Origin of the sequence: Bradyrhizobium sp. SZCCHNR1098, from assembly GCF_032489375.1 — a bacterium.
In the GTDB taxonomy this organism is placed as follows: domain Bacteria; phylum Pseudomonadota; class Alphaproteobacteria; order Rhizobiales; family Xanthobacteraceae; genus Bradyrhizobium.
The window spans coordinates 24,997-37,538 of record NZ_JAUEXY010000022.1 but is presented as its reverse complement, the minus strand read 5'-3'; the positions used below and the strand labels follow the sequence as shown (position 1 = coordinate 37,538).

10 protein-coding genes and 1 pseudogene are annotated in these 12,542 nt (G+C 66.0%); 5 read left to right on the top strand and 6 right to left on the bottom strand.

The features are described 5' to 3' along the window. The first annotated feature begins 70 nt into the window (after positions 1-70). Positions 71-472: a DUF2177 family protein gene (locus tag QX135_RS31910; RefSeq protein ID WP_315717693.1), complete on the top strand. Its 402-nt coding sequence runs from the start codon at positions 71-73 to the stop codon at positions 470-472. Positions 473-580: 108 nt separating this feature from the next. On the opposite strand, the gene QX135_RS31905 is transcribed toward QX135_RS31910, so the two are convergent. After that, entirely contained in the window at positions 581-1,240 is a 660-nt protein-coding gene (locus tag QX135_RS31905; RefSeq protein ID WP_316182592.1) for a peroxiredoxin, read from the bottom strand. Between the two features lie 363 nt (positions 1,241-1,603). Between QX135_RS31905 and QX135_RS31900 the strand changes: the two genes are divergently transcribed. Then, entirely contained in the window at positions 1,604-2,173 is a 570-nt protein-coding gene (locus QX135_RS31900; protein ID WP_316182594.1) for a hypothetical protein, read from the top strand. A gap of 259 nt (positions 2,174-2,432) precedes the next feature. On the opposite strand, the gene QX135_RS31895 is transcribed toward QX135_RS31900, so the two are convergent. Beyond that, positions 2,433-4,289, bottom strand: coding sequence for an alkaline phosphatase family protein (locus QX135_RS31895; protein WP_316182596.1), 1,857 nt, complete (start codon positions 4,287-4,289; stop codon positions 2,433-2,435). Between the two features lie 203 nt (positions 4,290-4,492). Here QX135_RS31895 and QX135_RS31890 point away from each other — a divergent pair, with 203 nt between their 5' ends. Beyond that, entirely contained in the window at positions 4,493-4,987 is a 495-nt protein-coding gene (locus QX135_RS31890; RefSeq protein WP_315737676.1) for a ferritin-like domain-containing protein, read from the top strand. 179 nt (positions 4,988-5,166) lie between these two features. Here the strand turns inward: QX135_RS31890 and QX135_RS31885 are convergent, their stop codons facing one another. Then, the gene (locus QX135_RS31885) at positions 5,167-5,871 is read right to left on the bottom strand and encodes a TetR/AcrR family transcriptional regulator (RefSeq protein ID WP_316182598.1); all 705 of its coding nucleotides are present in this window, start codon (positions 5,869-5,871) and stop codon (positions 5,167-5,169) included. A 45-nt stretch (positions 5,872-5,916) separates the two neighbouring features. Between QX135_RS31885 and QX135_RS31880 the strand changes: the two genes are divergently transcribed. After that, positions 5,917-7,041: an NAD(P)/FAD-dependent oxidoreductase gene (locus QX135_RS31880; RefSeq protein WP_316182620.1), complete on the top strand. Its 1,125-nt coding sequence runs from the start codon at positions 5,917-5,919 to the stop codon at positions 7,039-7,041. Positions 7,042-7,088: 47 nt separating this feature from the next. On the opposite strand, the gene QX135_RS31875 is transcribed toward QX135_RS31880, so the two are convergent. From QX135_RS31875 to QX135_RS31865, 3 genes and pseudogenes are all read right to left on the bottom strand, one after another. After that, entirely contained in the window at positions 7,089-8,339 is a 1,251-nt protein-coding gene (locus QX135_RS31875; protein WP_316182599.1) for an arsenic transporter, read from the bottom strand. A 22-nt stretch (positions 8,340-8,361) separates the two neighbouring features. Beyond that, positions 8,362-8,658 (bottom strand): annotated as a pseudogene (locus tag QX135_RS31870) (MFS transporter); the annotation flags it as partial. A 27-nt stretch (positions 8,659-8,685) separates the two neighbouring features. Next, a complete protein-coding gene (locus QX135_RS31865; protein WP_316182600.1) occupies positions 8,686-11,151 on the bottom strand; it encodes a PAS domain-containing protein in 2,466 nt (821 codons plus the stop codon). A gap of 226 nt (positions 11,152-11,377) precedes the next feature. Here QX135_RS31865 and QX135_RS31860 point away from each other — a divergent pair, with 226 nt between their 5' ends. Further along, on the top strand, positions 11,378-12,505 hold the full coding sequence (locus QX135_RS31860; protein WP_316182601.1) for a putative zinc-binding peptidase: 1,128 nt from the start codon (positions 11,378-11,380) through the stop codon (positions 12,503-12,505). Positions 12,506-12,542 lie beyond the last annotated feature (37 nt).

Here is a 12,542-nt window from a genome sequence, read left to right as displayed (position 1 = left end):
GGCCCGGCCCAGGCGGGGGCTGCCGTCGCTCCGCGTTATCGGCAGCTGAGCCACCAGGGAGGAGCCGCGCATGAGCCGGTACGCCGTTCTGTATTTCGCGACGCTGGCCGTGCTGCTCGGCTTCGACATCCCGTTCCTGAGTGTCGTCGCCAGGGGCTTCTTCCAGTCGCAGGTCGGCGAGATGCTGGGCGAGATCCGCCCCGTGCCGGCGGTGCTGTTCTATCTGCTCTATGTCGTGGGCGTGCTGATCTTCGTCAGCGGGACGGCCGACGCGACATGGCGCTCGACCTTGCTCTACGGCGCGCTGTTCGGGCTGTTCTGCTACGCCACCTTCGAGCTGACGTCGCTGGCGATGCTCAAGCAGTGGACCTGGGCGGTGGTGGCGGTCGACATCAGCTGGGGTGTATTCGTGACGGCGGTGTCGGCGACACTCGGGCTGCTGATCGCGGACTGGGCGACGCCACGGGGCTGAAGTGGCGTCGGCCCGAAGCGCTCAGAGTTCGAGCCCAGTCTATCGAGATCCCGGGTCCGCCTCTGCGAGGCGTCCCGGGATGACGTCATTAAACGTCGTTTGCCGCCGTCACTTCGGCTGCGGCACCACGCGCAGATAGGGCTTGGGCGCCTTCCAGCCGTTCGGATAGATCGTCTTGGCCTCGTCGTCGGACACCGAGCCGGCGATGATGACGTCCTCCCCCTGCTTCCAGTCGGCGGGGGTGGCGACGCGGTGCTTTGACGTGAGCTGCAGCGAGTCGATGACGCGCAGTATTTCCTGGAAGTTGCGGCCGGTGGTCATCGGGTAGACCAGGATCAGCTTGATCTTCCTGTCGGGCCCGATGATGAAGACGTTGCGGACGGTCTGATTGTCGGCCGCGGTGCGCTTGGACGGATCACCGGAGATCGCCGCCGGCAGCATGTCGTAGAGCTTGGAGACGTTGTAGTCGGTGTCGCCGATCATCGGATAGTTCGGCGCCGCGCCCTGCGTCTCGCGGATGTCCTCCGACCATTTGGCGTGGTTGTCCACCGGGTCGACCGACAGGCCCATCAGCTTGACACCGCGCTTGTCGAACTCCGGCTTCAGCCGCGCCAGCGCGCCGAGCTCGGTGGTGCACACCGGGGTGAAATCCTTCGGATGCGAGAACAAGAGGGCCCAGCTGTCGCCGATCCAGTCGTGGAATTTGATCTTGCCTTCGGTGGTGTCTGCCTCGAAGTCCGGGGCAGTGGAGCCGATCTGGAGAGCCATGGCAGTCCCTTTCAGTACAGGTGGCGGGAATAAATCTTCTAAACACTATAGGAAATGCCGCCGCGGAAGGGAACTGGCTGACGGAAAAGAGAAGATAATTGCTCCAAAGCTCACGCGGCCAACAACTTCTTTTGAGTTTCCGGGCTGCGGCGAAACATCCGTGAGACGACCGGTTGCCCAGATTTCGCCATCTGTTGGTCGCAACACGCCGCCCCCTGACGCCCCTTGGCTTTGAACCGTGATCGAGGTCACTGCGGCAAATCGGCAACCGATACAAAAACCCACAGCACCGTTTCGAACCGTTAACCACTCGTTCAGACGCGGGCCGACAAGGTGGGTCAACACAGCAACTGAGAAGAGAACATGGCTACCTCTGCACCAAAAACCATCGGCATCGATGGTCTCGAACCGTCCTCCTGTGAGACCGCTGCTTTCGCGCTCGGCATCGTGCGCGACGGCGTGATCACCGGCGAGGGTCCGACCACCGCGGGACGCGTGCATTTCTCCCGCGTGCTCGATGCCGATGACGCCGCCTGGTGCGCGCGCATTCTGAGCGCTGCCGCGATCAACGACGTGCCCGTCAGCCGCGCCGAGGCCGAAGCGCTGTTCGCGATCGATGCCGCCGCGACCGAGCGCAAGGACGACGGCCGGTTCGAGGATCTGCTCGCCAAGGCGGTGGCGCATCATGCCGCGGCCGCCTCCGGCCTGCCGGTGCCGCCGCGCAGCGTGGCGTTGTCGCCGGAGACGGCGATCGAGAGCTGGGCTCCGGTCAATGCGCGGGGCCTCCGCACCGATGCGCTGGAATGGGTCGCCAGGCAGATGCGCGGCAAGCGCCAGGGCAACCGTGCGCTGATGGCGATGGTGGCCACGCTGGTCGGCGTCACCGTGCTGCCGCTGGCGCAACTGCCGTCGATGATCGACATCGGCATGTAAGCGCGTCGCGTTCATCCAAAGGCACGAGTTCGACGAGCGCGATGACCTCATCGCGCTCTTTTCGTTTTGACCGGCGGCGATCGCATGACGGCTCTTGATGGCGCCGCCCGGCCGGTGAATCAATCGGCGGTGCGACATGCGGGAACGGTCTCCCCGGGTATCGCTGCGCTCACCCGGGCTACGGCACCACGTCTAGTCGAAACAGAAATGCCCCACTTTCGCGGGGCACTCTGCTGATCGCGTAGAGGTGGCGGACTGACTACTTCGCCGCCGCCGTTTTCTTCGGCGCCTCGTCGTCGAGTCCCACGGTGCGGCCGGGGAAGCCGGCGGCGTCGAAGTAGCGCTGGGTGCCGACGCGCTGCAGCTTCAGCACGGTGCGCAGTCCTCCGGCGGCCGGATCCGACTTGATGACGTCCGACGTCGCCTTCGGCGTGGTGCCGTTCGGCATCGCCTCGGTCATGATGCGGCCGATCAGTCTGCCCTTCGGAGCGACCTTGAGGTCGAGCAGCTTCGCCGCGGTGATGCCGACATCGGCATTGCTGACGGGCAGGGGATCGACGAAGCCCGCCTTGAAGTCGGGTCCGATGGCCGCCATGAAGCTGTAGGTGTCGCCGCGGCCGAACGAGCCGTGCATGCCCTGGCCCTGGCGCAGCACGGTGTCGGCGACCTCGACCTGGCAGTTGCTCGGCTGATCGCAGCCCGGCGCGACATAGGAGCGGAAGTTGACCACGATCGCCGGATGCGGCGTCACCGCCTTGCCCTGCAGGTTGATCCGCGACAGCGGCAGCGTGCCGGGAATCTCGCCAAGCTTGTCGTCGACGAAGATGCCGGAGACGTAGTCCTGCGCCAGCAGCGCCTTGACGGTGCGGCGGGCGAGCTTCCTGTCGTTGTTGGGCAGATAGATCAGGTCGGAGCCGCCATTGGTGGCGACGACGAGATCGGGCTTGGTTGGATCCTTGCCGAGCACGCCGTTGCCGGCCTTCGGGTGCTTGCCGTCGGGCACCGCCGCGTTCTTGTCGTTCGGATCGAACAGCGGCAGGTCGAGCGCCTTGGCGAGGTCGATCGCCAGGAAGCCCATCGGCAGGAAGTCCTTCGGCGTGTCGTCGTAGCTGACCTTGGCCGATGGGCTGGTCTTGCTCTCCTTGGAGATGGTCGAGAAGCCGTGGTCGGCCTGGACCATGATGTTGGTCGAGGCGGCAAGCCCGAGATCGTCGAGCGCCTTGCGCAACGCCACCAGATTGTCGTCGGCATTCCTGATGCCGGCCATCGACGTCGGGCCATTGATGCCCGGCGTGATGGTGTTGAGGCTGTCGCCGTGATTGTGCTGGCTGCCGTCCGGATCGCGCGACCAGAACACCAGAACGAACGGCTTGTTGCGGGCCTTGAACATCGGCAGCACCGCCTTGGTGGCGACGTCGACCATGTAGGCCTGCTGCGCGACGTTGGCCGAGGTCGTGCCCGGCGTCTTGGCGTCGCCCGCCTTTCCGTTGTCGCCGCGCGACGGCGTCGCCAGCGGCAGGCCGGCCTTGGTCATGGCATCCTTGACCTCGTCGGTGACAGGCACGCCGTTCTTGTTGCCCGTGGAATCGTCGATCACGATCGAGGAGGTCGCGCCGGGCTTGCAAGGGCAGCCGGTGTGGTCGAACAGGTAGGTCGGGCCGACTTTGCCGATCGCGGCGGTCGAATAGCCGGCCTTGCGGGCGAGCTTCAGGATGGTGTCCTCGTTGAGGTAGTCGCCGTTGAAATGCTCGTCGATATCGCCGAGCACGGCGTCGTTCTCGATGAAGGGCACGACGGTGCCGCCGGCCGGCGCCGAGGTGTAGCCCGTGAAGATCGTGTTCGAGAACGTGCCGGTGTCGCCGAGATAGTGGCCCGTCGCCATGGCCGAGCCGTTGGCCATCGTGAAGGTCGGAAACAGCGAGTGCGAATTCTTGAAGTTGACGCCCTTGTCGCGGACGGCGGCCATGGCCGGGGCGGTCTCCGGCGTCACCTTGAGCGCACGCAGGCCGTCGGGAATGAACAGGATGAGGTTATGGGGGGTGGCGTTCTGCGCAAATGCGGCTCCGGACGACAGCAAGGTCAGTCCGGCGCACAGCAGCACGAGCGGGCGGCGCATTGAAAACTCCTGAAGGCAATCGGCGGAATCGCGGCGTCTCGCCGCAGGGAAGAGCTGTAGTTTTGCCGGGTGACAGTTTTGTTACAAGAGGCTCGGAGGCCGCCGACAGCGCTCCGGCAGGATTTTCTTGCGGCGGGCTCATCGGTGGCAGGAACTAGGGTATGGCTTTCTGGTTGTCGGCTCACAATCAACAGGAGCACACCATGCCTGCCGACAAAGACCTCAACGAGCTCTTCCTCGATACCCTCAAGGACATCTACTACGCCGAGAAGCAGATCCTGAAGACGCTGCCGAAAATGGCCAAGGCGGCGCAGTCGGAGAAGCTGGCGGCGGCGTTCGAGAAGCACCACGACGAGACCGAAGGCCAGATCGAGCGGCTCGAGCAGATCTTCGAGCTGATCGGCAAGCCCGCCCGCGGCAAGAAGTGCGATGCGATCGAGGGCATCATCGACGAGGGCAAGGAGATCATGGACGAGTACAAGGGTACACAGGCGCTCGACGCCGGCCTTCTTGCGGCAGCGCAGGCGGTCGAGCACTATGAGATGTCGCGCTATGGCACCCTGAAGGCCTGGGCGCTCAAGCTCAACCTGCCGAAGGCCGCCAAGCTGCTCGACCAGACGCTGAATGAAGAGCGGAAGACCGACGAGACGCTGACCAAGATCGCTGAGACTGCGGTCAACTACGAAGCCGCGGCATGACCATCGGCCGATCGTGATCACAACGCCGCCAGCGTGCCACCAGCGCTGGCGGCGGCGTCACGAGTCGCACCTTCGGGGCCTGGTTGGAGCCTGCCAAGGCGCCGACCTCGATATTCTCCCGCCGGTTGCGCATCTCCTTGCGTTCGGAGGAGGCAGGTGGGCTGCAAGTCAGCCGCTGCCTATCGGATGGTCCCGATCCCGGCCAGGATGAGGTCGATGCCGGCAAGAAATTGCGCGCGGTCGTCGTGCTCGCGCAGCTCCGTCGCCACCCGATGCACGAACGGGTACTCCGCGGGATCGAGCTGCGTCCACCGCGTGGCGACCGCTCCGAGGAACGCCGCGCGGTCCGTCTCGCGTGGCAGCAGGCGGGCGTTCGCGGCATTCCGCCCGGCCACGCCAAGGATGTAGTTCAAGAGCGCGGACGCGGAATCGAACAGGGCGCTTTCGGGGACACCGAGCGTCTGGAGCCGTCCGCCGACGCTTTCGACGATCTGCAGCATCGCGGACCGCCACGGTTCACGGAAAAGCTGGGCACCCACCCAGGGGTGGGCGTCGATTGCGTCGAACAGCCCGAGGGCAACGGCACGGATCGCCTGTCGCGGCTCTGCATCGCCCACGACCCCGGTCATGACACGGGCAATGACGTCATCGGTGGCCGCTGCGAGCAAATCGCTCTTGTTGGCGACGTGCCAGTAGATCGCCCCGCTGCCGGTCGCCAGGCGAGCTGCGAGCGCGCGGAAGGTCAGAGCGCTTTCGCCCTCGGTGTCGAGGATCTCGATCGCGGCCTCGACGATTCTCTCCTTCGAGAGCGCATCCGCGCGCCGTTCCGTCCGTTGTGTTCTGCTCGCCATGACCATCTTGACATGATTGGAACGTTGTTCCAATCAACTTTCATGGAACGACGTTCCAGTCAATTTGAAAGGCAGATGATGACGACACCCGTCACGATCGTCGGTGCGGGCCTCGGTGGCCTTACGCTCGCACGCGTCCTCCATGTCCACGGTATCCCGGCGACGATCTATGAGGCGGAGCCATCCGCCGAAACCCGGGCGCAAGGCGGCCAGCTCGATATTCACGAGCACGACGGGCAACGTGCCCTCGCAGACGCCGGCCTCATCGATGCGTTCCGTGCGATCATCCATGAGGGCGGCGCGGCGTCGCGCGTGCTTGACCGGCATGGCACGGTGCTGCTCGCGCAGCCCGATGACGGCCGACGCCCCGAGGTGCTGCGGGGTGATCTGCGGCGGATTCTTCTCGAGTCCCTGCCAGCTGAGACGATCCAGTGGGGCAAGAAGCTGACCGGCGTCGTGCGCCTCGGCGACCACAGGCACGAGCTGAGATTCGCGGACGGGGCGAGCGTGGTCACGAGCCTGCTGGTCGGCGCCGACGGCGCCTGGTCGAAGGTCCGGCCCCTGCTGTCGGCCGCCAAGCCGGAATATGTCGGCACGACGTTCGTTGAGACCTACCTGCATGACGCCGACGAGCGGCACACCGCGGCGGCCGAAGCAGTCGGCGGCGGCGCATTGTTCGCGCTCGCTCCGGGACAGGGGATCTGCGCGCACCGTGAGGCAGGACAGGTTCTTCACGCCTACGTCGCGCTGAACCGCTCCGCCGAGTGGATCGCCGGCATCGACTTCATGGACGCTGCCGCCGCGACGGCGCGAATTGCGGCCGAGTTCGACGGATGGGCGCCTGCGCTCACCGCGCTGATCACCGACGGCGAAACCCCGCCGGTCCCGCGCATGATCCACACGCTTCCGAACGACCATCGGTGGGACCGTGTGCCTGGGGTGACGCTTCTCGGTGATGCCGCGCACCTGGCGCCGCCGGCCGGCGAGGGCGCGAACCTGGCGATGTTCGACGGCGCCGAGCTCGGCAAGGCGATCGCTGCCCACCCCGGCGACATCGAAGCGGCACTCGCCATCTACGAAGCAGCGCTATTCCCGCGCAGCTCGTCGGCGGCCGCAGGCGCGCATCAAATCCTCAAGCTCTGCCTCGGCGACAGCGCACCATTCGGGCTCGTCGACTTCTTCAACGGTGCCCTGGAGAGGTAGGGCGGGCTCCCGCCTTCGTCACCGTGCCCACCGCCATCACATCGATGTCAGATCGCTGCGGCCAGCGCCGCGATCAGCGCTGGCGGCGTTGCTACGAGTCCGATCTTGAGAAACTGCCAGGCGGACACCTCGATTTTTTCGCGCCGCAGGGCGGTCAGCCACAGGATGGTGGCGAGCGAGCCGGTCACCGAGATGTTGGGGCCGAGATCGACGCCGATCAGAATTGCACGGATGACCTCATGCGGCAGGTGATCGCTGGCCGCCACCGAGCCGGCGACCAGTCCGACGGGAAGATTGTTGGCGATGTTGTCGGCGATCGCCGTGATCAGGCCCGCGGCCCAGGCGGCGCCAGCCGGTGAGCCGGTAACGCCCTGGTGCAGCCAGGCGCTGAGCTGGCCGATCGCGCCGGCCCGGTTCAGGCCTTCGACCATCACGAACAGGCCGCCGACCAGCGGCAGCACGCCCCAGGACACGCCTTTGATCGTGGGCCATGGCGACTGCCGGCTGATCAGCAGGATCGCGGCCGCCGTGACCACGCCACAGACGAAGGTCGGCAAGCCCAGTTGCACGTCGAGCGCCGAGGCGGTCAGCAGCACGGCGGCAATCGCCATGATTCCGACCGCGGCGAGCCGGCCCTCGCGGCTCAGATGCGGCTTGTCGACATCGGTCCGCAGCGTTTCCTCACGAAGCGCGCGGCGCTGGGTCAGCCACAGCGCGACATAGGTCAGGGCGATCGCGGCCATCGAGGGCAAAGTGAACTGGCGCAGCCATTCGGTGAGATGCGGCATGCGTTCACCGAACACGACCAGATTGGCCGGATTGGAGATCGGCAGCACGAAGCTCGCGGCATTGGCGATGAAGGCGCAGACGTAGAGATAGGGCAGCGGCGAAGCGCCGGCGGCGCGCGTGGCAGCATAGACGGCCGGCGTCAGCACGATCGCAGTGGCATCGTTGGAGAGCACCACGGTGACCAGAGTGCCGACCGCATAGACCAACAGGAACAGGAGTTGCGGCGAGCCGCGCGCATGCTCCACGGCATACGCCGCGAGATAGTCGAACAAGCCCTCGCGGCGGGCCAGCTCGGCAATCAGCATCATGCCGATCAGGAACAGATAGACGTCGACGCCCTTGCGGATGCCGGTGAGCGCATCAGCGACAGGCAGCAGGCCGAGCGCGACCAACAGGATCGCGCCGGCGACGGCCCACACGGCCTCGGGCAGCCGAAACGGGCGGATGATGACGCCGGCGGTGGCGGGAATGATGATGGCGTAAGCGAGCCAGGTATCTTGCAGGGACATGATCAGGGATCGATAGAGCAAATCATTCGGCGGGGATAGCGGGCGAGGACGCCGCATCCGGATGCGCGGCCTCCGTTCCACCGGTCTCGGGAAGCAGCCGCCAGCATACGATCACGGCGAGCGCGGCGGCCGCGCCGAGGGCCAGGAATGCGGCGATGTAGCCGCCATGGACGACGACCGGGCCCGCCAGCGCGGTCGACAGCGCCGCGCCAATGCTCTGCGCTGTAATCACGGCGCCCTGAGCAATGTTGAAGCGGCCGGTGCCGCGCATCAGGTCCGCGACGATCACCGGCATGATCGCGCCGAAGATGCCGGCGCCGGGGCGCGCGAAGCGCGCACTACCTACTCAGCGCGGCAGCGGCGCCTTCTCGGCCATCGCCTTGCGCAGGATGCGCGACAGCGACTCCACCGAATAGGGCTTCTTGATCAGCTCGAAGCCGTGATGGGCGTTCTCCGCGAGCACGTGGCTGTAGCCGGATGTCAGCACCACCGGCAGGCCGGGATAGCGGTCGCGGATGATGCCGGCGAGCTCCAGGCCGTTGATGCCGGGCATGATGACGTCGGAGAATACGAGGTCGACCGCGAATTCGTCGTTCGCCAGGATTGCCAGTGCATCGGCGGCATTGGCGACGCGGCGCGTCACATAGCCGAGGTCCTCGAGCAGCTCGGTCGAGAACTGCCCCACCTCGTCATTGTCCTCGACCACGAGCACGCGGTAGCCGCGCCCGATGGTCGCCGGCTCGATGCGCGCGGAGCCGGCTTCCGTGCCGGATTGCGGTGCCGTGGCCTGCGGCAGGTAGATCGTGAAGGTCGCGCCGTGGCCGATGCGGCTGTCGACCGCGATGTCGCCTTCGGACTGCTTGGCGAAGCCGAACGCCTGGCTGAGGCCGAGACCCGTGCCCTTGCCGACCTCCTTGGTGGTGAAGAAGGGTTCGAAGATGGCGTTGAGGTGCTGAGGCGCGATGCCGCCCCCGGTGTCGGCGACCGAAATCGCGATGAAGGCACCGGGCCGGGGGCCCTGGCCACGCAAGGCCGGGATGCTCTCGGTCCGCTGCACGCCGATTTTCAGATGTCCTTCACCGTTCATGGCGTCGCGCGCATTGACGGCGAGGTTGATCAGCGCGGTCTGGAATTGCGCGACGTCGGCGAGGGTGAACAGTCCGCTGTTCGTGACCGCGAGCTCGATCTGGATGCGGCCGCCGACGAGAGGACGGATCAGCTGCACGACGTTCTCGACCTGCTCGCCAACATTGAACACCTGCGGCGTCAAGGGTTGCCGCCGCGCGAAGGCCAGCAGTTGCGCGGTCAGCTTCGAGGCGCGCTCCACCGTCTCGGAGATCGCATCGACATAGCGCCTGCGCCGCTCCTCGGGGAGATCGCGGCGGCGCAGGAAGTCGGTGGCCGAGCGGATGATGGTGAGCAGGTTGTTGAAATCGTGCGCGACGCCGCCGGTGAGCTGGCCGATCGCCTCCATCTTCTGCGACTGCCGCAACAGCTCCTCGCCCTGGATGCGTTCGGTGACGTCGACCGCCTCGGCGACCGCGCCGGTGACCACATCATGCTGGTCGAACAGAGGTCGCATCGAAAGCTCGAAATGTCGCTGGCCGCTGGCGAAATCGAGCCGCATCTCGGTCCGAAAGCTCTCGCCGGCGAGAACGCGGGCGAACGCCTTGCGCAGCATCTCGGTCACGCCCGGCGTATGGGTGAACCAGGGCGCATCCCAGAGCGGCTGGCCGATGACGTTCACTTCACCGGCGCGCATGCCGGCGACCGCGATGCGGTTGGCATGCAGCACGCGGCCCTCGACGTCGAGGATGGCCTGATACTGATTGCTGGTGTCGAAGATCGCGCGCATGCGCGCTTCATTGGCCTCGAGTTGGGCGGTGCGCTCCTTGATCCGCTCTTCGAGGGTCTCGTTGATGCGGCGCAGCTCGATCTCGGCCTGCTTGGCGGCCGTGACGTCGTGAGCGACGCCGATGAATCCGACATGTTTGCCGTTCGCGTCCCAGCGCGGCTGCGATTCCGAGCGCAGCCAGCGCCATTCGCCGTCGGCGCGGCGGTAGCGCGCCTCGAGGAAGAACGGCTTCAGCGAGCGCTCTCCCGATTGCTGCTGCTCCAGGATGCGCGGAAGATCCTCGGGATGCAGCACCTTGCGCCAGTCGAAGGCCAGCGTCTCGTCATGGGGCAGGCCGAGGAAATCGACATAGGCGCGATTGACGAAGGAGCGGGTGCGGTCGAGCTTCGTCACCCAGATCGGCACCGGGGCGCTGTCGGCGATCAGCCGGAAGCGCTCCTCGCTCTCGCGCAGCTTGGCCTGCGCCAGCATCTGGTCGGTGACATCGATATGCGCGCCGACCAGGCGGATGGCGCGGCCGTTCCAGTCGCGCTCGATGCGGGCGATGACGCGGACCCACCGGATCTCGCCATCGCTGGGACGGATGATGCGGTATTCGGTGGTGTAGTCCTCCTGCTTGCTCTTGACCGCGGCGATGAACTCCTGCTCGGCCTTGACGCGGTCGTCGGGATGGACGCGCCTGACCCAGTCTTCGTGAGTCTCGTGAACGGCTTCCGGCGGCAGGCCGTGAATGATCAGGTATTCGGGGGAGCGGCGGTTGCGGTAGCCTTCGCGCAGGTCGACCTCGACGCCGCCGACCCGGGCGATCCGCTGGATGCGCGCGAGCTCCGCCTCGCGTTCCTGCAGCGCGCGATAGGCCTCATCGCGATCGCGCGCAATCTCCTCGATATGCTGGCGCAGCGCGTCGGCGGCAGCCTCCGGCCTCACGTCGTCTCTGGGCGCATCCGCGCTGTTCATGCTGACCTGCACTGATGTGGCGAGCAGTCGCCCGAGAATTCCATCGCGGGTGTTCGGAAGCTTGGCGACATTGGGACCAAGGAAAGCAAACTGACCAGAGATTAAGGCGGGCAAACGCCGGCATGACGAGAACGTCGGGGCAGACAAAAAGTTCCGCGCTCCCGGAACGGACTGTTACTGTCGTGCGTCGTCAGGCCCTGAACACCGCAACACGTAGGTCCACGCCGTGAAGCTCTTCGTCTGTCAGGTCTGCACGAACATCCTGTACTTCGAGAATCGGAGCTGCGGGCGCTGTGGCCATCAGCTCGCCTTCATGCCGGAGCGCCAGATCCTGTCGGCGATCGAGCCGACGGAGGAGGGCTTTCGGACGCTCACCGACCACGGGACGGGGCGCTTCTTCTGCGCCAATGCCGAGCACGACGCCTGCAACTGGCTGCTCGAGACCGGCGAGACCGCAGGCTTCTGCCGAGCCTGCCGGCACAACGGCACCATTCCCAATCTGTCCGATCCCGCGCAGCTTGCGGGATGGCGCGAGCTGGAGGTGGCCAAGCACCGACTGTTCTACTCGCTGATCCGATGGAAACTCCCTGTGAAGACGCGGATCGAGGACCCCGAGCACGGGCTGATCTTCAACTTCCTCGCCGATGACCCCGTCGGCCAGCAGAAGGTCATGACGGGCCACGACAACGGCCTCGTCACCATCGCGCTGGCCGAGGCCGACGATTTCGAGCGCGAGCGACGGCGGCTCGAAATGGACGAGCCGTACCGGACCTTGCTCGGTCATTTCCGCCACGAGGTCGGGCACTATTTCTGGGACGTGCTGGTGCGCGATGCCGGCAGGCTCGAGGAATGCCGGGCCGTGTTCGGCGACGATACCCAGGACTACGGCGAGGCGCTGAGGCGGCATTACGATCAGGGGCCTCCGGTGGACTGGCAGGACAATTTCGTTTCGGCCTACGCCACCACGCATCCGTGGGAGGATTTTGCCGAGACCTGGGCGCACTACCTCCACATCGTCGACACGCTGGAGATGGCCTCCGAGTTCGGCATCGAGATCGATCCGCCCGCGGACCAGATCGGCGGGCTGACGGCGCGTGTCACCTTCGATCCGTATGTCGCGGAGGATTTCGACACCATCGTCAACGCCTGGCTGCCATTCACCTTCGCCATGAACAGCGTCGCACGGGCGATGGGCGCGCGCGATCTCTATCCGTTCATCCTGACGCCGCCGGTGATCGGCAAGCTCGGCTTCGTCCACCATCTGGTGCGGCAGGGCGCACAGCAAGAGTCTGTCGCTCTGGCGCCCGAAAAGCCACAGGCCGAGCCGCAGCAGGAAGAGATCGGGGCGGCGTGATCCGCCTTGACTCCTTCGAACATAAAGTGAACATGGC